The sequence below is a fragment of the Lutimaribacter marinistellae genome, assembly GCF_042648365.1.
Taxonomy (GTDB): Bacteria; Pseudomonadota; Alphaproteobacteria; order Rhodobacterales; family Rhodobacteraceae; genus Lutimaribacter_A; species Lutimaribacter_A marinistellae.
Map to the genome: position 1 here is coordinate 143,438 of NZ_JBHRXI010000010.1, position 22,511 is coordinate 165,948.

The following is a 22,511-nucleotide window of genomic DNA, read 5'->3' on the forward strand; positions in this document are numbered from 1 at the left end:
ATCCCCCGTGCCCGTACAAGATATGGTGCTTGTCGGCTGGCGCTCTGGCAACCCCCATTTTTGGGGATAACGGCAATAAGTTGTGGACGACTGGCCACGCCGATCAAAATATCGGCAGGTCATCAAGCTTTCGCTTGCGCCCAGAATGTGTGGCTGCAAAATGTAGTGCACCGCGCAAGGGCAGGCCCAAGCGCGGCGCTTCAGTCCATAAAATCAGTGGCAGATTGCGTTCACGCAGACCCGTCTTCGACCTTGGGCGAGGCATCATGCTTGGCCTCGAGTGCCTTGATGCGGGCCTCGAGTGCAGCATTTTCTTCACGCGCTTTCTGAGCCATAGCCCGCACGGCATCGAACTCTTCGCGCGTAACGAAATCACGATCGGCCAACCAGCGGTCGATCATCGATTTCATTGCGGTCTCTGCTTCTTCCCGCGCGCCCTGTGCAACGCCCATCGCGTTTGTCATCAGCTGCGAGATATCGTCGAACATCTTGTTTCGGGTCTGCATGTCATACTCCCGTGTCTGGCTGCCCTCTATATGGGCGAGCTTCGCCGTGGGCTCAAGGTTGACTTGTCCCTTACGGCGCGGGCAAGGAGACGCACATGCAGGCAGTCATCCCCTTCCCCGATCTTTCACCCGAGCTTTTCTCGATCTCCATCGGCGGTATGGAGTTTGCGCTACGCTGGTACGCACTGGCCTATATCGCCGGTATCGTCATTGCCTGGCGCATGGCCGTGGCCGCGCTGCGACGCCCTGCCTTGTGGCCTGCCCATCACCCGCCAATGCGCCCCGAACAGGTCGAGGATCTTCTGACGTGGATCGTGTTGGGCGTGATCCTCGGCGGCAGGCTGGGATTCGTTCTTTTCTACCAGCCGGCATACTACCTCGCGAACCCGCTCGACATTCTCAAGGTCTGGCAAGGTGGAATGGCCTTCCACGGCGGGCTGCTTGGCGTGGTGCTGTCAACCCTACTCTGGGCCGCACGACATAACGTTCCGCGCCTCGCCATATCCGATCTTGTCGCACACACGGTGCCGCCCGGCCTGCTGCTGGGACGTTTGGCAAACTTCGTCAATGCCGAACTGTGGGGGCGACCGTCGGACCTGCCTTGGGCCGTTATCTTTCCCGGACCCGCCGCGCAGGATTGTCCGGACGTGGTCGGGCTGTGCGCACGCCACCCCTCGCAACTCTACGAGGCAGCGCTTGAAGGCCTGATACTTGGCGTTGTCTTGCTGTGGCTTGTCTATCGACGCGGCGCATTCAAGCGCCCCGGCCTGATCCTTGGCGTCTTTCTTGCCGGCTACGGAGCGGCCCGGTTCTTGGTGGAGTTCTTTCGCCAAGCGGATGCGCAATTCGTGTCGGCTGGTAACCCCCTCGGTCTGGCATGGCATGTCGGAGGCTGGGGCCTGACGATGGGGCAAATCCTGTCTGTCCCGATGATCCTGCTTGGACTGTATTTTGTCGCTCGTGCGCGACGAGGAACGGCATGAGCCTGCTACGTGTGTTGCTGGATCGCATTGCGGCCGACGGCCCCATGAGTGTTGCCGAGTACATGGCGACGTGCCTCCTGCATCCAGAACACGGCTATTACACGACGCGGGACCCGTTTGGCACCAAGGGAGATTTCGTCACGGCACCCGAGATAAGCCAGATGTTCGGGGAACTTCTTGGGCTTTGCCTTGCACAGGCTTGGATGGATCAGGGGAGCCCTTCGCTCTTCTGTCTTGCCGAGCTTGGACCCGGGCGCGGAACGCTTATGGCCGACGTGCTCCGCGCGACGTCTCGCGTGCCCGGCTTCGTCGAAGCTGCGCAAATCGTTCTTGTCGAGGTTTCTCCAATGCTGCGCGAGGCTCAGGCACAAGCGCTCGCACCCCACCAGCCGCGATGGATCGAGACGACGGACGACCTGCCTGACCTGCCTCTGTTCGCTGTCGCCAACGAGTTTTTCGATGCCCTGCCGATCCGCCAGTTTCTGCGCAGTTCCACGGGATGGCGCGAACGTCTGGTCGGTGAACGCGACGGACAGCTGACGTTCGGCCTGGGCGCCGAGGTCCCTCAGTCGGCACTGGAACATCGTTTGTCCGACACATCCGAAGGAGACATGGTCGAAATCGCGGCTTCTGCTCCGGTAGTTGTTGAAACCATCGCTCGAAAGATCGCAAATCACGGCGGTGCGGCGCTGGTCGTCGACTATGGCGACTGGCGGTCACTGGGCGATACGTTCCAGGCGATGCGCGGGCATGAGTACACGGATCCCCTGGCCAATCCGGGTCAGGCCGATCTGACGTCTCATGTCGATTTCGAGCCGCTTGCTGAAACCGCCCGTACGGCGGGCGCGGCCCATAGCAGGCTGACGCCGCAGGGCGTGTTTCTAGAACGCCTCGGCATCACCGAGCGCGCCCGGCAATTGGCGGCAGGTCTTGAAGGTAAACGTCTCGATGAACTGATACAGGCACATCGCCGGTTGACGCATCCGGATGATATGGGACAACTGTTCAAGGTGCTGGGTCTGTTCCCGGCCTCTGCCAATCCACCGCCTGGGCTCGAGCCATGACACTTGAGATCCTGACATCCGATCTGCTCTCTTCAATCCGCCACGGGTTCTTTACCCGACGTGGCGGGGCATCGTCTGGCATCTTCTCTGGCCTCAATTGCGGGCGCGGATCCTCGGATCAGAACGAGGCCGTCGCCCTCAACCGCGAGCGGGTCGCCAAGGCCATCGGAGTGGAGGCCTCCTCTCTGGTCGGCGTTCACCAAATCCATTCCTCAAAGGTGGTGAAGATTACCGACGCAGAACACGAACGCCCCACGGCGGATGCAATGGTGACGGCGACGCCTGGAATCGCACTCAGCGTTCTGACCGCCGACTGTCAGCCGGTACTTTTTGCCGACCTGGAAAACGGCGTCATCGGCGCAGCCCATGCAGGTTGGCGCGGCGCAATGGACGGTGTCCTCGATTCGACGATCAGCGCGATGGAAGAAATGGGGGCAAACCGCGATCATATCGTTGCCGTGATCGGACCTACGATCTCTCAGCGAAACTACGAGGTAGGCCCCGAGTTCTTTGACGAGTTCATGTCTGATGACAGCGAAAACGCCCGGTTCTTTGCGAATGGAGAAGGCGATCGCATGCTTTTCGACCTTCCCGGCTATGGGCTGCATCGGCTGCGCGCGGCTGGTGTAGATGCCGCAGAATGGATCCGTCACTGCACCTATGCCGATCCGGGCCGCTTCTATTCCTATCGACGCAGCACCCACAACCGCGAAGCCGACTATGGAAGGCTGATCTCGGCCATCCGTCTTTGACGCGCATCCGCTGTCTTTTTCGCAATTTTGCCACATTCCAGATGCAACTTATGCTTGCGACCCACGAAAACCCCAACGATTTCACCGAAATGGCGTGAAAATCCGGACGTGGCTCAATGTGACCCGCTTTGGCCGGTCGTGACGCTTTGTCGGCAATTTTTCCTTGATCTGCCCCAGAGGTGCCGCAAACCGGCGCGATGCTAATCCTTGACGAAAACGAGCGGGCACAGACCCGCACCGCCAAGGCAGGACAGGAGACACACATGAAACCGAAGGCCCGATTCATCAAGTCCGTGATTGCAGCAGCACAAGACTGCGACACGACCCTTCCCTGGGCGCGCGGCAAGCGCAACGCAATTGAACTGCAGTTGCTGCGCAGGTCGGCCCAACGCCGGAAACTAGCCTGAGCAAGAATATTCCAGGGCCGCCATTGCTCGCGGCTGCCCGAGGTTCCCGAAACCGGACGCTGCCCCTGACCGGTCGGGAAAGACGGAGCCCGCCCCGCGCCGTGCGGGGCGGGTTTTGCATAGGGGTAGATTCGCGCCATGCGTGGGCGGCCCTGCCGGCCTCGCAGAAACAGTAGGAACCGCTCGCGCCTATTGAACACGGATTGATAGCCGGATCGCCCGATTTTCGGGTTTTCCGAGGGTCCTGACGCAAAAGTCGCGGAAATATGTTACGATTTTTAGGTGTAATGTTCCGAGTTGTCGGTGGGGGCCGACTGGGACACGACCCGGAAAGAAAGGGCCGGTAACGTCATGTCGATCCCCCATTCGCTTGCCCGTGCGGCACGCAACGCTGTCGAAACGAGTCCAATCCTCCAAGACCCTGCCGCCTTGCGAGCGCCTCAACGCCCGCAACTTCGCCGCTATGAGGTCAGTTCACTTCAGGAGGACGGGACGTTTGTTCAAACCCGCCATATTGCCCCGGCACTACCGTTATTCGAGAATGCATTTTGCGCTTTTTCGCGCGGATCTCTCATCGAAACGGACCAGGGCCCCATGGCGATCGAGGATTTGCTGCCGGGTGATCGTGTGATCACCGGCAACGGCTCCGCCCAAGAGGTACTTTGGAAAGGGTCGACGACCCTTGTACCAGGCCGCCCGGACAAGCGTGGCCGCACCCACCACCTCTACCGTATCATGGCCGACAGTTTCGGCATGCAGCGCCCGCTATCGGGCGTGATTGCAGGGCCCTCGGCCCGGCTTAAGGCCACTCCAGCCCATTTGCGTCACCTGACCGGCGGTGAGCCAATGCTGGTTCCCATGGTGGAACTCGTCGACGGCATGGGCGTGATCGAAACCGCGCCCCCGACCCCGGTCGAGTTGTTTCACATCTGCCTGCGGCGACATGCATTGATCAATGTCGACGGGCTGGAGTTTGAAACCTATCACCCAGGCGTCAATGCGGTGCGCGTGATCAGCCACGCCATGCGTTCACTCTATCTCAACCTCTTCCCGCATATCTACACGCTTACCGATTTCGGTCCGCAAATCCTGCCGCGTGGCGGTGAGGGCGAAATCGACAAGCTGATTGCCTGAGTAACCGGGGAAACGACATGTCGATCCTGCTGAGCTGGGTGGCGAGCGTTCTCGTCACCCTCGTTCTTCCCTCGCACCCTGCGCCGGACGGGCCTGCCGGCCTCATGCCGAACGGCTCAGCCTCTCCTCAAGCACGTCGAAAGGAACCCCGGGTTCGTCTTTCGCGCCACGAATGACCAAAGACGTCTTTACGCTGGCCACGTTGGGCGTGGTCAGAAGGGTGCCGGTCAGGAAACTCTGAAAACTGCTCAGGTCCGGCGCCACGCATTTCAGTATGAAATCGACCTCGCCATTCAGCATGTGGCACTCGCGTACCAACGACCAGCTGCGGCACCGCTCCTCGAAGGCACGCAATTCAACTTCGGCCTGGCTGTCCAGCCCGACCATGGCGAAAACCTGAACTTCAAAGCCAAGCTCCCGCGCGTTCACCTCGGCATGATACCCCCGGATCAGACCTGATTCCTCAAGCGTGCGAACACGACGCAGGCAGGGCGGGGCGGATATTCCCACGCGCTTTGCAAGTTCCACATTCGTCATGCGGCCATCGGATTGTAGTTCGGCAAGGATCTTGCGATCGATTTCGTCCAGTCGTGTTGCGACCATCAAGGGCTCCCATCTTTGCGGTTGTTATATCAGCGCCCTTTCTGCGCGCAATAATCTTTCAGGCCTCCGCAAGATTCTTTTGCGCGCAGCCCGCTGGACATCTCTCGGCGACGTCAGACACTACCTCGTGAAGGCGCCCGGCGGCGCACGCATTGGGGCTTCAAGAACGCTGTTGTCGGGTCTATATGCGGTGCTCGGACGACAAACGACACATCGAAACGCAATTTTCGGGGGCATCATGGCCGAGACACGTCACACCAAGGTTCTGATCATCGGTTCGGGGCCGGCGGGGTACACAGCGGGGGTATACGCCTCGCGCGCGATGCTCGAGCCCATCCTTGTTCAGGGCATCGAGCCCGGCGGGCAGTTGACCACGACGACCGAAGTCGAAAACTGGCCGGGCGATACCGAGGTTCAGGGGCCCGACCTGATGGTCAGGATGGAAGCGCATGCCAAAGCGATGGGATGCGAAATCATCGGCGACATCATCACAGATCTGGATTTGTCCAAGCGCCCCTTCACCGCGAAGGGTGATAGCGGCACGACCTATATCGCCGACGCCGTGATCCTGTGCACCGGGGCCCGCGCCAAGTGGTTGGGCCTGCCCTCCGAGGAGAAGTTCAAGGGCTTCGGCGTCTCGGCGTGCGCAACCTGTGACGGGTTCTTCTACCGTGGGCAGGAGATCGTTGTGATCGGCGGGGGCAACACTGCTGTCGAAGAGGCGCTGTTCCTGACCAATTTCGCCTCCAAGGTCACCCTCATCCACCGGCGGGACGAGCTGCGGGCCGAGATGATCCTGCAGGAACGCTTGCGCAAGAACCCCAAGATCGAGCCATTGTGGTTCCATACCCTTGACGAAGTTGTCGGCACCGACTCGCCCCTGGGCGTCGAGGCCGTACGGGTGAAACATGTCGAGACCGGAGAGGTGACCGAGATCCCCTGCAAGGGCGTCTTTGTCGCTATTGGCCATGCCCCAGCAAATGAACTGGTCAAAGATCAGCTTGAGCTTCATCATGGCGGCTACGTCAAAACCAAGCCGGGCTCGACCGAAACCACGATCCCGGGCGTGTTCGCGGCGGGAGACCTGACCGATCATGTCTACCGTCAGGCAGTAACAAGCGCAGGTATGGGCTGCATGGCAGCGCTCGATGCCGAACGTTTCCTTGCTGAACACGGCGACGCATTCGCGCGGGACACGACCGAACCGCTGGGCCACGGTGCGCCCGAAGGCGAGGCAAAGGCCGAAACCGCCTGAGCGGAGAGGTGCTTGCCACGCGGCAGCACCTGATTGCACACTCTGCTGGCAATCGCGTCGGCGGAGTGTGTATGTGAGCATCTTGTGGCAGGGAAGCTGGGTCACCCGGACGCGTATCGCGACTGGCGTGTTCCTCATGCTTTATGCCTTCCTGCACTTCCTCAATATCGGCCTGGGGCTGCTGTCCCCCGGGTGGATGGAGGAGATGCAGGACGCCCGCCAGATCTTTACCCGCAGTGCCGTAGGGACCACCTTGCTCTATTCCGCCCTCGTCCTGCACGGCGGCCTGGCACTTGTCCGCCTCGGCCGACGCCGAAGCCTGAGAATGAGCGCCACGGAAGCATGGCAAACCGTTCTCGGCCTGCTGATCCCGCTGCAACTCATCACGCATGTCGTCTTTACGCGTTATTCGCACGCGGTCTACGACACGAACGACGAGATGAGTTATGTCATTCTCATCATGTGGAGTTCGGTTGCCGTCTGGATGCAGGTCGCCCTGCTACTGGTGGTCTGGATTCATGGGTGCATCGGGTTGCATCTGTGGCTACGCCTCACGCGGTGGTGGCCCCGTGTCGTTCCGACGGCCATTGGCCTTGCCGTTTTCGTTCCCGGCTTTGCCCTCGCGGGCCTCATGGTCGAGGGGCGCCGCATTTATTCCGATTTTCAAACCGAAACGTATCAAGCCTCCCTGATGGAGCGGTTCAACTGGCCAAGCGCCGAAGCCTTCGGAGCACTTTTTGCAACCAAGGATCAAGGTTTGCTGATGTTTGCCGCCCTGCTTGGATTGACCTTTGCGAGTTTCGGGGTCCGCCGCGTGTTGCGTCGGCGGCGATCCGTTCGGATCCAGTACGCAGACGGCCCAGTGATTACGGCCGAGCGTGGATTGACGCTGTTGGAAATGTCCCGCGCGAAAGGGGTGCCGCATACTGCCCTCTGCGGCGGGAAAGGACGGTGTACCACCTGCCGTGTCGTCGTCGAAGAAGGGGCCGAACACCTGGCCGAGCCTGGTCCCACCGAAGCGCGCAGCCTCAAGGCGGTAAAGGCTCCCCCAGGAACCCGACTTGCCTGCCAGATCCGACCCGAAGCGCCGACGACCGTGTATCGCGTGTTTCGTCCCGATGGCGCTCGCAAACGCGCGCATGCCAGTCAGGGCCAGGAACGGGAACTTGCCATCCTTTTCCTCGACATGCGCGGATTTACGGCGCGAACGACGGGGCAACTGCCCTATGACGTGGTTTTCCTGCTCAACCGCTTCTTTGATGCGATCGTACCCGCGATCACCGGCGCCGGCGGAACGGTCGACAAGTATCTCGGCGACGGCCTTCTGGCCGTGTTCGACAGGCCGGATGCGGCCCTATCGGCACAACAGGGGCTCGCCGCTGCGGTGGCTGTGGGCCATGCGTTGAACAGGTTCAATGCCTCGCTCGCAGATCAGGGCGATCCCGAAATCCGCATCGGGATGGGTCTGCACATGGGCAATGTGGTGCTGGGTGAGATCGGTGCCGCCGGACATGCGCCCCGAACCATCATCGGTGACACGGTGAACGCGACAAGCCGTCTTGAGGGAGAGACCAAGGAGCTTGGCGTCGAGCTTCTCGTGTCGCATCGGGTGCTCGAGGTCGGCGGCGCTGACTACGACCCAAAAGACCTGCACCCATTCGACCTGCGCGGCGTTTCGCAAAAGCTCATGGCCTTGCCCCTTTCTCGCGCAACGGATCTGGAAAAGAGATCCGCGCAAAACCTCGTGCAACAGGAACAATCGGAGCCCGCGGACACCGCTGCCGAAACATGATCCCAACTTACGGCGACAGGCGTCTACGAGCGTTCCTGTTTCACCCTGACGGGTAGACCTTGGGTCGCGTTCGTGTATATGACGCAACCACTCCGCCCCTCGGCGGTTCATTTCAAGTTTCGAGAGATTCAATATGACGATGTTGGCAAATCTTGCCCCGATCCCCGAGCTTTACGTTTCCTATGACAGCGCCCAGAAGATGAAGGCCGAAGCGGCCGAACTGGTCAGCCACGACCTTAGCCCGCGCCAGATCTGCGACCTCGAACTTCTCATGAATGGTGGCTTCAACCCCCTCAAGGGGTTCCTGTCGGAGAAGGATTACGACAGCGTCGTCGAAAACATGCGGCTGGCAGACGGCACCCTGTGGCCGATGCCCATCACGCTGGACGTGTCCGAGAAGTTCGCCGAATCCATCGAACTGGGACAGGACATCGCTCTGCGGGATCAGGAAGGCGTTATCCTTGCCACGATGACAGTTACCGACCGCTGGACCCCTGACAAGGCGCGTGAGGCGGAGAAGGTGTTCGGTGCCGACGACGAGGCGCACCCGGCGGTGAACTACCTGCACAACACGGCCGGAAAGGTCTATCTCGGCGGTCCCGTTACCGGAATCCAGCCGCCTGTGCACTATGATTTCCGCGTACGTCGCGACACACCGAACGAATTGCGCGCCTTTTTCCGCAAGGTCGGCTGGCGCCGCGTGGTGGCCTTTCAGACGCGGAACCCACTCCACCGTGCGCATCAGGAGTTGACGTTCCGCGCAGCCAAGGAAGCGCAGGCGAACCTGTTGATACATCCGGTCGTCGGCATGACGAAGCCCGGCGATGTCGATCACTTCACCCGCGTGCGCTGCTACGAGGCGGTGCTTGACAAGTATCCGGCCGCGACCACCTCGATGAGCCTGCTCAATCTTGCAATGCGCATGGCCGGCCCGCGCGAAGCCGTCTGGCACGGCATCATCCGCCGCAACCACGGCTGCACCCATTTTATCGTCGGCCGTGACCATGCCGGCCCGGGCAAGAACAGCCAGGGCGAGGATTTCTACGGCCCCTATGACGCGCAGGACCTGTTCCGCCAGCACCAAGACGAGATCGGCATCGAGATGGTCGATTTCAAACACATGGTGTATGTGCAGGAACGCGCGCAGTACGAGGCGATGGACGAGATCGAGGATCGCGACAACGTCACCATCCTGAACATTTCGGGCACCGAACTGCGCCGCCGTCTGCGCGAAGGTCTCGAGATCCCCGAATGGTTCTCGTTCCCCGAGGTCGTATCGGAACTGCGCCACCGGTATCCGCCGCGCAGCCAGCAAGGTTTCACGGTATTCTTCACCGGTTTCTCGGGGTCTGGCAAGTCGACCATCGCCAACGCGCTCATGGTCAAGCTGATGGAGATGGGCGACCGTCCCGTAACGCTGCTCGATGGCGACATCGTGCGAAAGAACCTCTCCAGCGAACTGGGCTTCTCGAAAGAGCACCGTGACCTGAACATTCGCCGCATCGGCTATGTCGCGTCCGAGATCACAAAGAATGGCGGGATCGCGATCTGTGCGCCGATCGCCCCTTATGCCAGCACCCGCCGCGCGGTACGCGAAGACATCGAAGCGTTCGGCGCCTTCTGCGAAGTGCATGTCGCCACCTCGATCGAAGAATGCGAGCGCCGTGACCGCAAGGGTCTCTACAAGCTGGCACGCGAAGGCAAGATCAAGGAATTCACTGGAATCTCCGATCCCTACGACGTGCCCGAGAACCCCGAACTGCGCGTCGAGACCGAGAATGTGGATGTGGACAACTGCGCCCACCAGGTGATTTTGAAGCTGGAAAGCATGGGCTTGATCGGCACCAAGTGATCGACCAACCAATGATGACGGAAGCGGCCCCCTGCGGGGCCGTTTTCAATTACAGCGATGCCAGCAAAGCGCGAGCCGCGCGCTCCTCGTATCTGGCATAATCATCGGCTACCGGCTGCAGCGCACGAAGCGCGGGCAGCCTGCATTCGAAATCCGCCTCGCTCATGTTTCCGATGGCCGTCTCGATGTCGAGTCGCGACTTGCATTCGATAATCCCGTCAAGCGGCATGAAATCGGCCAGGTTCGGGCACCCCCAATAGATCGGCACGGTTTCACACAGGATCGCATCGATGAGTTTTTCGGAGAAGTAGTTTCGCTCACGGACATTCTCGATAACGACCGAATAGCGATAGGGAGCGAGACCATCGGCCTTTGCCTCGAAAGGGGTGTAACCGCGCCCGAGCACCTCCACCGGTCGACCGTTTAGGCGCACCCAGTCCACGATCGAATGGCGCAGCTTGTGGCCTTCGCTGTCGCGTTTTGCCGACGCAATGAGCGAACAGGTACGAGTCTTGGTTTTGTCGACCTCGCGCCATTCCGGGACCCAGGTCGTCCCCATCGGCAGAAAGACGGCATTGGGCAAGCGATCGACAAGTGCCTGGTGAAAGGTCAGGACACGGCAAAAGCGGCGATAGGTGAAGCGCAGCAACGAGATATGCTTGCCATGGATAACGGCCGGTTCCGCCATCAACAACGAAATCCGCGCTTTCGTGCCGCGGCGAAGCCGGAAATGCGTCGATGTGTCGGGATAGACGATCAGATGATCGTCAGCGTCCATCGCACCGACCACCCCCCCCGACAACCGGTCGGGACACCCCAGCGGCCAAACAAGTTCGGCCACTGGCAGCGAAGCCAAGTCCGGCCCAAGTCGGTGGCCATACGGCAGAACGGCGACGGCCGGACCGCTCACGCCGAACCCGCGTTGTCCGGCAGATCGACCTCACCCCGCATCAGGACAAAGCCCTTTCCGGCGACGCGGATACCGGTCATCGCATCGGTGGGGCCCTGTCGGCTTACACGCGCCTGACCGGGACGGCCCATCCCGTGCCCCTGCTCGGCGACGAAACTGTCACCTTCCATCAAGCCCCGATGCCAAAGATAGGCGGCCATCGCTCCGGTTGCCGAACCGGTGAAGGGATCCTCGGTCGGGCTCGGCGGCGCCAGGATAAGACGGGAATAGGTATCACCCCGTTCGGTCGCACCGCCAAGTGTGACGAGAAAAGGCTCGATCATGTCGGTTCCCCCGGCACCTGTAACGGTTGCAAGCGCTGCAAGAGCATCGATGTCCACGCGCGCGCGATCCAAGGCCGCACGATCACGCAGAAGGGTGATGCAAAACGGCAGACCGGTCGACACGATTTGCGGGGGCGCCGCGATATCCTGAGGGTCGAGCGATACGGCTTTCGCAACGGCCTCGGCCGGAACATCTCGCCCGAACTCAGGCGCGCGCTGTGTCATCTCAATCTCGTCGCCATGAAAGGTGACGGGCACTATACCTGCCCCGGTTTCAAGCGTCAGGCTGGTCCCGGCAATCATACCGCGTGACCGCAGGGATGCGACCGTGGCGATCGTCGGGTGTCCGGCAAACGGAATTTCGCGACTCGCAAGGAAATACCGCACATGGAAGTCCGCCCTCTCCGACGGGCCGACGAATGTGCATTCCACGAGCGACGTTTCACGGACGAAGGCCATACAGGTTTCGACCGACAGGTTCGACCCGTTGTGAACGACGGCACAGCCATTTCCACCGAAAGGTTTGTCGGTGAACGCATCCACCCAATCGAATTCGAACCAACTCATTTTTTTGCGCCTCACACTGTTCTGCCCGCGAACCCGGTATCGCGCCCGCGGTCAGAAAAGTCACGCAAAGATCGATGGATCAGTGTACCGCGACAGGCGACAGATCATGCTGCCGCGCCAGCACAAAGGCGAGGCGACGATCAGCGACCAGCGCCAGCTGCTCACCGTCAGCGTTGTGAACGGCATAGAGGTGATCCAGATCGCCGGCCTGGGTTCTCACTTCGTCGGGAAGATCGGCCACGTCCACCGTCTTGACATAGACGATGCGGCTACCGTCCTCTTTGAATTCATATGGCGTATGCATGGCTTATCCTTTCCTTATGTTGATCGTTTGCACCACGGCATCGGGTACCGCGCGGCTCAGATCGACATGGAGAAGGCCGTTTTCCATCACGGCTTCACCAACCTCGACACCGTCCGCCAGTACGAACATGCGCTGGAACTGCCGAGCGGCGATTCCACGGTGCAGGAACACGCGGCCTTCACTGTCATCGGCCTGACGTCCACGGATCACGAGTTGCCGATCTTCGACGGTGATCGACAGGTCTTCTTCGGCGAACCCGGCCACGGCCAGCGTGATGCGGTACGACGTTTCCGAGGTCTGTTCGATATTGTAGGGCGGATAGCCATCATTTCCGGACTTCGCCGAGCGCTCCAAAAGACGCTCAAGCTGCTCAAAGCCCAGCAGGTGGGGATAGGATCCCAAGGTCAGTTTCGACACGGTCAATCGTCCTTCATCTTCAAAGCGACGTGTTGGGCGGCCCCGAACCGGCAACCGCACCAGTGGAATATGGGGCGATCATTGCGCGACCACAAGGTCTAGGCGAAAACATCGTGAAGTCGTATCCTGCGGCGAAACCACGAAAAACAAGAGTTGAGTCGCCATGAACGCTCCCACGGATCTGTCGATGAAAACGGACGATGTGCTGCGCACCGAACTTGAAGTGTTCCGCCGCCAACACCGCGATCTCGACGAGGCGATCGAGGCGCTCGAAGCAAAAGGCACGTCGGACCAGCTTACGATCAAGCGGCTCAAGAAACAGAAGTTGCGGCTGAAGGATCTGATCGCGTTGATCGAGGACCGGCTGACACCTGACATCATCGCCTGATCGACGGATGGTGTTTGCCTGAACACCAAACCAGTGAACCCAGTCGCCCTCCCGTTTTGGATCGGAGGTCACTCTATACGCTGCGCGCCTGCGCTTCCAAAGGCGTACCTTTGCTGGACAGTACGGTAAACCTGTTTCATCGGCGCTACTTCTGGCAGTACCCCGCTCTGTTTGTTGCCTTGCCACGCCCTGATCAGCGGCTATAGTGCGCGCTCTTTCGCAGGGGAGACTGAGATGGGTGCGATACGCGTCGGGATCATCATGGGCAGTCAATCGGACTGGCCTACCATACGCGAAGCGGCCGAGATCCTCGACACGCTCGGCATTGAGTACGAAGCGAAAATCGTCTCGGCGCACCGTACACCCGACCGTCTTTGGGACTATGGCAAGGCGGCAGTTGAGCGCGGCCTGCACGTGATCATCGCAGGCGCGGGCGGCGCCGCGCACCTGCCCGGCATGATGGCGTCCAAGACGCGGATTCCTGTGATCGGCGTCCCGGTGCAGACCAAGGCGCTGTCAGGCGTGGATTCGCTCTACTCGATCGTGCAGATGCCCAAGGGCTATCCGGTTGCGACCATGGCCATAGGCGCCGCGGGCGCCGCCAATGCCGGGTTGATGGCCGCCGGCATCCTTGCCCTGCACGATGCAGATCTGGCCGCTCGGCTGGACACGTGGCGTCATGACCTATCCGCATCCATTCCACAGGAGCCTCGAGATGCCTGAGCCGCTTTCCCCCGGTGCAACGATCGGTATCATCGGTGGTGGCCAGCTGGGCCGCATGCTGTCGGTCGCCGCGGCCCGTCTTGGCTTCAAGACCTGCATTCTGGAACCGGGTGGCGATTGCCCTGCCAGCCATGTCGCGAATTTTCACCTGCAGGCAGAGTATGACGATGAACAGGCGCTGGAACGCTTTGCCGACGCTGTCGACGTCATCACCTACGAGTTCGAAAACATCCCCACAGCCTCGCTGGACCTGCTGGAAACGAAGTGTCCCATCAGACCGGGGCGTGAAGCCCTCAGGGTGAGCCAGGACCGGCTGACCGAAAAGAAATTCCTGCGCGATCTGGGTTTGGCAACCGCCCCCTTTGCCGCGGTCAGCGATGCAGACGGCCTCAAGGCAGCGCTAGATGAAATCGGTGCGCCCGCCATCCTAAAGACGCGCCGTTTCGGATATGACGGCAAGGGGCAGGCTCGCCTGAAGGGGCTCGAAGATGCCGACAGCGCGCTCGAAGCGATGGCAGGCGCCGAGGCAATCCTCGAAGGTTTCGTCGATTTCAGCCACGAGGTCTCGGTCATCGCCGCCCGCGGCCCGGGTGGAGAGGTCGCATGTTTCGATCCCGGCGAAAACGTGCATCGCGACGGTATCCTGCGCACCACTTCCGTCCCGGCCCGACTGACAGCGGGGCAACGCACGGATGCCGTTCTGCTGGCCGCCAAGATCCTGAACGCGCTCGACTACGTTGGCGTGATGGGTGTCGAACTATTCGTCACGAACCAAGGGCTGATCGTCAACGAGATCGCACCACGGGTGCACAATTCCGGCCATTGGACGCAAAATGGCTGCACCGTCGATCAGTTCGAGCAGCACATCCGCGCTGTCGCCGGATGGCCGTTGGGCGATGGTCAGCGCCATGCCGACGTCGTAATGGAAAACCTGATCGGCGACGATATGGACCGTGTGCCGCAACTTGCCAAAGAGGCTGACACCGCGCTGCACCTTTATGGAAAGGCCGAAACGCGGCCTGGCCGCAAGATGGGTCACGTCAACCGCATCCTGCGCTGAGCGAAGCTAGCCGATCAGCCGCGCGGCGAGATCACCGGCAAGGTAGCTGGCGCGGCCACCCGCGAAAGTGCCGGCCACCCTGCCGTTTTCCTTGTCCAATACCACTATGTCGGCACGCAATCCCGGCGACAGTGTTCCCCTGTCCGAAAGTCCCAAAGCACCCGCTGGCCCCGAGGAGACCAGGCCCCAGGCCGCTTCGAAATCCAAAACACCCGTCTGTGCAAGCATGAGCGCGGCGCGCCGCGGGCTGGGATAATGGTAATCCGAAGCCAGAGCATCGCACAATCCCATTGCCACCAGATCCAGCGCGCTGACATTTCCCTTGTGCGATCCGCCTCGTACGAGATTAGGTGCCCCCATCACGATAAAATCCCCACCTGACCGCGCAGCCTCGGCAGCCTCGATCGTTTCGGGAAACTCGGAAATCCGCGCCCCTCTTTCGCGCCAGTAGTTTCGGGTTTTCGCAGTTCCATCATCATGACTGCCCATCAATACGCCATCCTCGAGCAGTTCCGTGCAAAGCGTATCAAGCGCGGCCGCGACCTCAGACCCCTTGGCGTGCAGATCCAGAAGCATCTCGAAATGTGCCTCGGGGTTACGACCAGCCTTGAGCGCCTGCCCCACCAGACGCGGCGGCTTGCGACCTTGGCTTAGCCTGTCATGCGGCAGGTGGTCGTTGAAAACGATGTACTCGACCGCCCAATCTCGCAGTTTCTGTTTAAGCCCCTCGAAATGATCGAGCATATGGGTTTCGAATCGCAACTGCCCGCGTAGGTCCGTGGCGACCTCGTCGCGCATTGTGACCAACGCTTCGAACACCCGTGCGGCGAATTCGGGCCCGCGAAGCCCGCCCTCCCAGCTGTAGAACTGCGCCAGAACCGCCGTGGTGATTCCGTTGGCGGCTATCTCTGCCTCGGTCGCGATCAGCCCCTCTTCTGTCGCCTTCATGACCCCGCGACGGGGGGCGACATGCGGTTCGAACCCATCGCCATGCAGATCCACGATACCCGGCAGCACCAAGAAACCGCTCAGGTTCACCTCACGATACGTCTCATCCGTCACCTGCCCGCGAGCAATCGACAAGGGCGCGTCGACAAGCCCCTTGCCGGGCAGCAAAACCTCCGCCCCCGTGAATGTCAGTTCGAGCGCACTCATCGGCTGGTCTCCGAGACGGGTTCGTTGCAATCGGCGCCTTCGCAGATCCGCTCGATCGCCCCGAAAACCGAATCGAGCCACGAGATGTCGGGGTTGAAATGCCCGAATTCGATGAAGTGCAACGCCTGCGCAATGACACGCGGGTTGTTCATCATGAAGGTGTGAGTGACAGGCAGAACGAGGTGATCGGCCATGCCTTCGACCTTGGTCGACTCGACCGAAACCTTGCCATCGTCCGGGCCCTCGATCATCGCAGAGAACACCGGGTTCAGAGAGTTCTCTCCGGCAATCACGCCAAGCTCGAAATCCACGGGCGGCAGGTGCCGCGGAATGCTGGCAGCACCGGTTCCCAGCGCCATGCCGGCGGGACCGTTGAGCAGGCCAAAAACCTCCAGGTCGCCGAGAACGTCAACCAGTTCGCTGCCCTGGTTGGGCGGCCCCAGCATGACAACCCGTCCAAGCCCTTCGGGGTGGCCGGTACGCAGCCAATAACGCAGAAGAATCCCCCCCATGGAATGCGAAATGAAGTGAACGGGTTTAGTTTCGCAATTCTCCATCGCGGTCGGTAGGGTTCCCAACGCGAGTTCCGGGATCGGAAGATCGGTCGAAGGGTAAAATGGCACGACGACCTCGTAACCGCGCGCGCGCAGCAACTCTTCCATGACAGTGAAAGAGGCATCGGTGCGCGCCAGCCCGTGCAACAATACCACGCACTCGGCACGAAGCGGGGCCGCGAAGAAGGTCAAGATCAGGGCGAGGAACAGGCGCATGGCGCCTGCGATAGCCTTTCCGGCACCCGGACGAAAGCCTCAACCCCGGCGCGTCGGAAAAGAGGCGAGCGCGATGCCGCCGAGCACCACGACCGCCCCGACCAGCAGCGCGGGCGGAACGGATTCGCCGAGAAAGAGCAAACCGCTGGCGAGCGCGATCACCGGAACGCTGAGTTGTACCGTTGCGGTCACCGGAGCGGCCAGCCGGGGTACCAAACGGTACCAGAGCGCATATCCCAGTCCCGAGGTGACGGCGCCGGAGAGGATCGCAAGGCCAGCACCGGACGGAGTCATGCTCCAGCCTGCGTTGACCACCACAAGGGCCAATGCGGTAAGGGGAAATGCCAGCACGAAGTTCGCGGCAGTGGCAGAAAGCGCGTCAGGTTCCGCACGTCCGGCAAGCGTGTAGGCCGCCCACCCGGCCCCGGCGAGCGTCATGCAAAGCGCGCCGAACGGGTCGGCCTCGGCCCCCGCGCCCGGCCACAGAACCCAGGCGAGACCGGCAAAGGCAACCAGCGCACCAAGGATTTGTCGGGGGGTTTGCACCGTTTTGTACATCGCCGAGACGGCAAAGATGCCGATTTGTACCACCCCGAACAAGATCAATGCGCCAAGCCCGGCATCAAGTGACAGGTAGGCCAGCGAGAAACCGACCATGTAAAGCGTCAGCGACCCCGCCCCGACGAGGCGGCGGCGAGAGCCGAGCGGGATGGTGCCGCCGCGCAAGAGGACAAGCGCGGCCAGCATCACTGCCCCGGCCAGAACGCGCAGGGCAGCGAAGGCGCCGGGATCGGCGGCGGAGCTGTCGACCGCAAGCCGGTTGAGAACCGAGTTCGCCGCGAAGGCACACATCGTAAGAGCGGTGAGAAGGACAAGACGCATGTGGCAGGCTTGGCAGGCCGGTCCGGCATTGTCCACCGTCTTGGCGCATGCGGAAAACCGGCATGCATCCGGTAAATGTTTCATGCTAGGCTTCGAGGCGAGAGACCTGACCTGCCCGGCGCACCTGTATGACATTCGATCACCGGAATGAAACCCTGCGCCGCGATCCGCGTGCCGCCGAACTGGTGAACTGGATCACGCAAGAGGGGCTATTGGGGAACTCGAACACATGGATGCTCGAGGCCTATTGCGAGAAACTCGTAGCTCTCGGTGTGCCGCTGTTCCGATACCATGTCACGCAGAACGCGCTGCATCCGGTTTACGGCGGGCTCGGCTTTGATTGGCAGGCCGGACGCGGAACGGTCAACCATGAGTACCGGCATTCCGACGAAGCCCCGCCCATCTGGCAGGCGAGTCCCTTCTTTTTCATGCTTGAAAACGGGCTTGATCGCTATCGCGAGACTGTCGAAGCACCTGACCGGCCCAGCCGTTTCAATATCATCAACGAGATGCGCCAACAGGGCGCGACCGACTACCTTGCAAAGATGATCGCCTTTACCCCTTGGGAAGAGGGCACCCCGATCACCCCCGGAGACAGGAACGAAGGGGCGATCATGTCGTGGATGTCAGATGCCCCCGGCGGATTTTCCGAACACGACGTGCAGTTGATCGAAACCACCTGCCCGCTTTTGTCGCTTGCCATGAAGGCGCGCGCCAATCGCAAGACTGCGGAGTCGCTGTTGGCGATCTACCTGGGCCACGATGCCGGGCGGCGGGTGCTGTCGGGCGAGGTTCGGCGTGGCTCTTCCCGGTGGATCGACGCGGTGATCTGCTGCTTTGACCTGGAAGGGTTTACCAGCCTGTCGCAACGTGTCGCGGGTGACACGCTGATCGCAATGCTCAACACCTATTACGAGCATGTCGTTTCGGCCATCGAGGACAATGGCGGCGATGTCCTGAAGTTCATGGGCGACGGGCTTATCGCCATCTTCGATCGCGACGCGGTGACCGACGCGCCCGACCGGGCGATGCGCGCCGTCATGGCCTTTGGCGCGGCGCTGGATGCCGAGAACGCGCAGAAGCGGGCCGAGGGACGCCCGGTACTGGATCATACCGTCGCGCTGCATGCCGGTCGGGTTCTTTATGGGAACATCGGGGGGGCGGCGCGGCTCGATTTCACCGTCATAGGGCCGGAGGTCAATTTTGCGGCGCGGCTTGGCAACATGCACAGGCCGCTCGGGCGTTCGGTGATCCTGTCGGAGGATGTCGCGCGCGACGTGACGCCGGTTGATGGTCGGGAATTGATCTCGCTTGGCCGCTACATGCTGCGCGGGGTGGACATGCCCAAGGAGCTTTTCACCATCCACATGAACGATGCCTGAACCGCGAGGGGGTTGCCTCAGCGCACGAGTCCGGGATTGCCCTCGATATTCATCAGCTCGACCGACCCGAGCCCCTTGATTTCATGTGCGCCGATATCGGTGATGTGAAACTGGTCGATCAGGTCGAATTTCATCGACGTGGGCGCCACGATGGCCATCGGCCGGGCGAAGACCTGAAGGCGTGAGGCCATGTTCACCGCCGGGCCGAACACGTCGTAGACGTATTTCTGGATACCCACGACCGAGCCGACCGCCGCACCGCTGCCCAGTCCGATGCGGGCCTGCCACTTGTTGGGATGGCTCTGGTTGCGCCGCTCGAGGTAGCGCAGGAAACGCACGGCGCAATTCGCGACAGAGGTCGCGTGATCGGGGGCGGGTTCGGGCATGCCAGCCACGGCCAGATAGGCATCGCCGATGGTTTTGATACGCTCGCAGCCGAACTGCTCGCTTATGCGGTCAAACGCCGTGAAGATGTCGTTGAGCTCACCCAGGGTGACCGTCGGGTCGTTGCGCTCGGTGAAATCGGTGAAGCCCACGAAATCGAGCATGAGGACGGACACGTTGCGGTAAAGCTGCGGCGTGACCACGCCGAATGTCTTGTACTCTTCGTAGACCGAACGGGGCATGAGGTTGAGCAGGAGCTTTTCGACACGCTCTTTTTCGCGTTCGAGTTCGCGCGTGTTGCGTTCGACCATGTTGGAGTAGCTGTCGATCATCTGCTCAAGTTCACGCATGCGCGTGATGTTCTGACATTCGACCACGACCATCCTCTCGCCCTCGACCTCGGCCATGGACAGCGAAACGGAGATCACCAGCGATTTGCGGCGCGGCTTGACGGTCACCTCGCTGGCGAAATGACCGACATCCAGAAGGGCCGCGCGCGCCTCGTCGCGCATCGCCTCGATGAATTGGTGGACCGCCTCGCTGGCCGACGGCTCTCCGAACCACTCGCCAAACGCCGCATTGTGGTAGACGAAGTGCAGATCCTCGAACCTGACGATCGCGACGCCGATGCCGATGGAGCGGAGAAGCTGCTCGTTGATGCCGGAGATCGCGAAACGGGTCATCGCTCGTGCACGATGAGGCTGCGCTTGGACTCCATCACCGCGGCGAGCGCGGCCGCGTCTTCAGGTGCGACGCCGTGCTGGTCGAGAGCCTGAACGAACAGCGAGATGATCTCGTCGAACTGCGGGTCGGAAATCGACAGATGCGCGTGCACCGCGCGCAGCCTTGCATCGTTGATGGGTGCCGGTCCGCCCATGATACCCGATACGAACTTGGTCTGGTGGTCGATCTGGCGCGGCATGTCGACGTCGTCGAAGAACGGTCCCACGACGTCGCTTTCCAGCACAAGGTCGTAGAATGTCATGACGATCCGGCTGACGACGCTGAACCCGCCATATTTCTCGAACGTGCTTCCAGACATGGTGTTCGGTCCCAATGCGCACCAGTCCAGCCTATCGGCGGAGGCATGTTCGATCAAGCGCGCAAGAAAAAGGGGCCGCACGATGGCGGCCCCTTGGGTATTCTTGGCTTCAGGCTGATCGGCGGATGCCGTCAGAGCGATTTCGCAATGCGAAACCGGTCCTTACATCATGCCGCCCATGCCGCCCATGTCGGGCATGCCGCCACCGGCAGCTGCGCCTTCTTTCTGCGGCTTGTCGGCAACCATCGCTTCGGTGGTGATCAGCAGACCGGCGATCGACGCGGCGTCTTGCAGCGCGGTACGCACGACCTTTGCCGGGTCGATCACGCCGAACTTGAACATGTCGCCATATTCTTCGGTCTGAGCATTGAAGCCGAAGGTCTTGTCGTCGCTTTCGCGGATCTTGCCCGCGACGACCGAGCCGTCGACGCCTGCGTTCTCTGCGATCTGGCGCAGCGGAGCTTCGAGAGCCTTGCGCACGATCGAGATGCCGACGTTCTGGTCGTTGTTGGCGCCCGACAGACCTTCAAGCGACTTGCCTGCCTGCACGAGGGCCACACCGCCACCGACGACGACACCTTCCTGCACGGCTGCGCGGGTCGCGTTCAGAGCGTCGTCCACGCGGTCCTTGCGCTCTTTCACTTCGACTTCGGTCATGCCGCCGACGCGGATAACAGCAACGCCGCCTGCCAGCTTGGCAACGCGCTCCTGCAGCTTCTCACGGTCGTAGTCGCTGGTGGTTTCTTCGATCTGGGTGCGGATCTGGGCAACGCGCGCCTCGATCTCGGCCTTCTCGCCTGCGCCATCGACGATGGTGGTCTCATCCTTGGTGATGGAGACTTTCTTGGCGGTGCCGAGCATGTCCATGCCGACGTTTTCCAGCTTCATGCCGAGGTCTTCGGAGATGACCTGGCCGCCCGTCAGGATCGCGATGTCCTGCAGCATGGCCTTGCGGCGGTCGCCGAAGCCCGGTGCCTTGACAGCTGCGATCTTGAGGCCGCCACGCAGTTTGTTGACCACGAGGGTCGCCAGCGCTTCGCCTTCGACATCTTCAGCAATGATCAGCAGGGGTTTCTGCGACTGGATCACCTGCTCCAGCAGGGGAACCATCGGCTGCAGCGAGGAGAGTTTTTTCTCGTGCAGCAGGATCATGCAGTCTTCGAGGTCCGCGACCATCTTGTCGGGGTTGGTCACGAAGTAGGGCGACAGGTAGCCGCGATCGAACTGCATGCCTTCGACGACGTCGGTTTCGGTCTCGAGACCCTTGTTCTCTTCGACGGTGATGACGCCTTCGTTGCCGACTTTCTGCATCGCGTCAGCGATCTGGCGGCCGATTTCTTCTTCGCCGTTGGCGGAGATGGTGCCAACCTGAGCAACCTCGTCGGAGTTCTCGACGGTGCGGGCGGCGTCCTTGATGGACTGAACGACGCTGGCAGTTGCGAGGTCGATGCCGCGCTTGAGGTCCATCGGGTTCATGCCGGCGGCAACCGACTTCATGCCTTCCTTGACGATGGCCTGGGCCAGAACGGTGGCGGTGGTGGTGCCGTCGCCAGCCTCGTCATTGGTGCGGGAAGCAACTTCCTTCACCATCTGTGCGCCCATGTTCTCGAACTTGTCTTCCAGTTCGATTTCCTTGGCGACCGAAACACCGTCCTTGGTGATGCGGGGCGCGCCGAACGACTTGTCGAGAACGACGTTGCGGCCTTTGGGGCCGAGGGTCACCTTGACCGCATCGGCCAGGATGTTGACGCCCTTGAGCATCTTGTTGCGGGCATCGGTATCGAATTTGACGTCCTTAGCAGACATATGCCTTGCTCCTTGGATTTACATTAGTTCTGCGATCGAATGAAGCGGAC

At 61.2% G+C, this 22,511-nt stretch carries 24 protein-coding genes; 12 read left to right on the top strand and 12 right to left on the bottom strand.

Features of this window, described 5'->3' with window-relative positions; all coding sequences use genetic code 11:
• Positions 1–230: 230 nt before the first annotated feature.
• Complete coding sequence (locus ACFORG_RS09505; protein WP_386735186.1) at positions 231–506, bottom strand: accessory factor UbiK family protein; 276 nt, start codon at positions 504–506, stop codon at positions 231–233.
• A gap of 95 nt (positions 507–601) precedes the next feature.
• On the opposite strand from ACFORG_RS09505, the gene lgt reads away from it, so the two are divergent.
• The 5 genes from lgt to ACFORG_RS09530 all read left to right on the top strand — a co-directional run bounded on the left by lgt (position 602) and on the right by ACFORG_RS09530 (position 4,846).
• Positions 602–1,489, top strand: coding sequence for a prolipoprotein diacylglyceryl transferase (lgt, locus tag ACFORG_RS09510; RefSeq protein ID WP_386735187.1), 888 nt, complete (start codon positions 602–604; stop codon positions 1,487–1,489).
• A complete protein-coding gene (locus ACFORG_RS09515) occupies positions 1,486–2,553 on the top strand; it encodes a class I SAM-dependent methyltransferase (protein WP_386735188.1) in 1,068 nt (355 codons plus the stop codon). The genes lgt and ACFORG_RS09515 overlap by 4 nt, the downstream gene beginning before the upstream one ends.
• Positions 2,550–3,305, top strand: a complete 756-nt coding sequence (gene pgeF / locus ACFORG_RS09520; RefSeq protein ID WP_386735189.1) for a peptidoglycan editing factor PgeF — start codon at positions 2,550–2,552, stop codon at positions 3,303–3,305. Before ACFORG_RS09515 ends, pgeF begins: the two co-directional genes overlap by 4 nt.
• Positions 3,306–3,568: 263 nt before the next feature.
• Positions 3,569–3,712: a hypothetical protein gene (locus ACFORG_RS09525; protein ID WP_386735190.1), complete on the top strand. Its 144-nt coding sequence runs from the start codon at positions 3,569–3,571 to the stop codon at positions 3,710–3,712.
• A gap of 351 nt (positions 3,713–4,063) precedes the next feature.
• Positions 4,064–4,846, top strand: a complete 783-nt coding sequence (locus ACFORG_RS09530; protein ID WP_386735191.1) for a Hint domain-containing protein — start codon at positions 4,064–4,066, stop codon at positions 4,844–4,846.
• A gap of 102 nt (positions 4,847–4,948) precedes the next feature.
• On the opposite strand, the gene ACFORG_RS09535 is transcribed toward ACFORG_RS09530, so the two are convergent.
• Complete coding sequence (locus ACFORG_RS09535; RefSeq protein WP_386735192.1) at positions 4,949–5,449, bottom strand: Lrp/AsnC family transcriptional regulator; 501 nt, start codon at positions 5,447–5,449, stop codon at positions 4,949–4,951.
• 238 nt (positions 5,450–5,687) lie between these two features.
• On the opposite strand from ACFORG_RS09535, the gene trxB reads away from it, so the two are divergent.
• The 3 genes from trxB (at position 5,688) to ACFORG_RS09550 (ending at position 10,348) form a co-directional block, all read left to right on the top strand.
• Positions 5,688–6,704: a thioredoxin-disulfide reductase gene (gene trxB / locus ACFORG_RS09540; protein WP_386735193.1), complete on the top strand. Its 1,017-nt coding sequence runs from the start codon at positions 5,688–5,690 to the stop codon at positions 6,702–6,704.
• A 136-nt stretch (positions 6,705–6,840) separates the two neighbouring features.
• Entirely contained in the window at positions 6,841–8,496 is a 1,656-nt protein-coding gene (locus ACFORG_RS09545) for an adenylate/guanylate cyclase domain-containing protein (RefSeq protein ID WP_386735806.1), read from the top strand.
• Between the two features lie 133 nt (positions 8,497–8,629).
• The gene (locus ACFORG_RS09550) at positions 8,630–10,348 is read left to right on the top strand and encodes a bifunctional sulfate adenylyltransferase/adenylylsulfate kinase (protein WP_386735194.1); all 1,719 of its coding nucleotides are present in this window, start codon (positions 8,630–8,632) and stop codon (positions 10,346–10,348) included.
• 49 nt (positions 10,349–10,397) lie between these two features.
• On the opposite strand, the gene ACFORG_RS09555 is transcribed toward ACFORG_RS09550, so the two are convergent.
• The 4 genes from ACFORG_RS09555 to ACFORG_RS09570 all read right to left on the bottom strand — a co-directional run bounded on the left by ACFORG_RS09555 (position 10,398) and on the right by ACFORG_RS09570 (position 12,869).
• Positions 10,398–11,258: a hypothetical protein gene (locus ACFORG_RS09555; protein ID WP_386735195.1), complete on the bottom strand. Its 861-nt coding sequence runs from the start codon at positions 11,256–11,258 to the stop codon at positions 10,398–10,400.
• Positions 11,255–12,148 (bottom strand): PhzF family phenazine biosynthesis protein, encoded by an 894-nt coding sequence (locus ACFORG_RS09560; RefSeq protein WP_386735196.1) that lies wholly within the window; start codon positions 12,146–12,148, stop codon positions 11,255–11,257. The genes ACFORG_RS09555 and ACFORG_RS09560 overlap by 4 nt, the downstream gene beginning before the upstream one ends.
• Positions 12,149–12,227: 79 nt before the next feature.
• Entirely contained in the window at positions 12,228–12,452 is a 225-nt protein-coding gene (locus tag ACFORG_RS09565; protein ID WP_386735197.1) for a DUF1150 family protein, read from the bottom strand.
• Between the two features lie 3 nt (positions 12,453–12,455).
• Positions 12,456–12,869 (bottom strand): Hsp20 family protein, encoded by a 414-nt coding sequence (locus ACFORG_RS09570; RefSeq protein WP_386735198.1) that lies wholly within the window; start codon positions 12,867–12,869, stop codon positions 12,456–12,458.
• A gap of 163 nt (positions 12,870–13,032) precedes the next feature.
• Between ACFORG_RS09570 and ACFORG_RS09575 the strand changes: the two genes are divergently transcribed.
• The 3 genes from ACFORG_RS09575 to ACFORG_RS09585 all read left to right on the top strand — a co-directional run bounded on the left by ACFORG_RS09575 (position 13,033) and on the right by ACFORG_RS09585 (position 15,040).
• Positions 13,033–13,257 carry a YdcH family protein gene (locus ACFORG_RS09575; RefSeq protein WP_386735199.1) on the top strand — a complete coding sequence of 75 codons (225 nt, stop codon included), beginning with the start codon at positions 13,033–13,035 and terminating at the stop codon, positions 13,255–13,257.
• Positions 13,258–13,491: 234 nt separating this feature from the next.
• Positions 13,492–13,980: a 5-(carboxyamino)imidazole ribonucleotide mutase gene (purE, locus tag ACFORG_RS09580; protein ID WP_386735200.1), complete on the top strand. Its 489-nt coding sequence runs from the start codon at positions 13,492–13,494 to the stop codon at positions 13,978–13,980.
• Positions 13,973–15,040, top strand: a complete 1,068-nt coding sequence (locus ACFORG_RS09585; protein WP_386735201.1) for a 5-(carboxyamino)imidazole ribonucleotide synthase — start codon at positions 13,973–13,975, stop codon at positions 15,038–15,040. Before purE ends, ACFORG_RS09585 begins: the two co-directional genes overlap by 8 nt.
• Positions 15,041–15,046: 6 nt before the next feature.
• Here ACFORG_RS09585 and ACFORG_RS09590 read toward each other — a convergent pair whose 3' ends face one another.
• Genes ACFORG_RS09590 through ACFORG_RS09600 form a run of 3 tightly spaced genes read right to left on the bottom strand, consistent with a single transcriptional unit; the run spans position 15,047 to position 17,847 of the window.
• Positions 15,047–16,195, bottom strand: a complete 1,149-nt coding sequence (locus tag ACFORG_RS09590) for an alpha-D-ribose 1-methylphosphonate 5-triphosphate diphosphatase (protein ID WP_386735202.1) — start codon at positions 16,193–16,195, stop codon at positions 15,047–15,049.
• Complete coding sequence (locus ACFORG_RS09595; protein ID WP_386735203.1) at positions 16,192–16,965, bottom strand: esterase/lipase family protein; 774 nt, start codon at positions 16,963–16,965, stop codon at positions 16,192–16,194. Before ACFORG_RS09595 ends, ACFORG_RS09590 begins: the two co-directional genes overlap by 4 nt.
• Positions 16,966–17,004: 39 nt before the next feature.
• Positions 17,005–17,847, bottom strand: coding sequence for a DMT family transporter (locus ACFORG_RS09600; RefSeq protein ID WP_386735807.1), 843 nt, complete (start codon positions 17,845–17,847; stop codon positions 17,005–17,007).
• A gap of 128 nt (positions 17,848–17,975) precedes the next feature.
• Here ACFORG_RS09600 and ACFORG_RS09605 point away from each other — a divergent pair, with 128 nt between their 5' ends.
• Positions 17,976–19,229 (top strand): adenylate/guanylate cyclase domain-containing protein, encoded by a 1,254-nt coding sequence (locus ACFORG_RS09605; RefSeq protein WP_386735204.1) that lies wholly within the window; start codon positions 17,976–17,978, stop codon positions 19,227–19,229.
• Between the two features lie 17 nt (positions 19,230–19,246).
• On the opposite strand, the gene ACFORG_RS09610 is transcribed toward ACFORG_RS09605, so the two are convergent.
• From ACFORG_RS09610 to groL, 3 genes are all read right to left on the bottom strand, one after another.
• Positions 19,247–20,296: an adenylate/guanylate cyclase domain-containing protein gene (locus ACFORG_RS09610; RefSeq protein ID WP_386735205.1), complete on the bottom strand. Its 1,050-nt coding sequence runs from the start codon at positions 20,294–20,296 to the stop codon at positions 19,247–19,249.
• Positions 20,293–20,736 carry a group I truncated hemoglobin gene (locus ACFORG_RS09615; protein ID WP_386735206.1) on the bottom strand — a complete coding sequence of 148 codons (444 nt, stop codon included), beginning with the start codon at positions 20,734–20,736 and terminating at the stop codon, positions 20,293–20,295. The genes ACFORG_RS09610 and ACFORG_RS09615 overlap by 4 nt, the downstream gene beginning before the upstream one ends.
• A gap of 81 nt (positions 20,737–20,817) precedes the next feature.
• Positions 20,818–22,461, bottom strand: coding sequence for a chaperonin GroEL (groL, locus tag ACFORG_RS09620; protein ID WP_386735207.1), 1,644 nt, complete (start codon positions 22,459–22,461; stop codon positions 20,818–20,820).
• Positions 22,462–22,511: the final 50 nt, after the last annotated feature.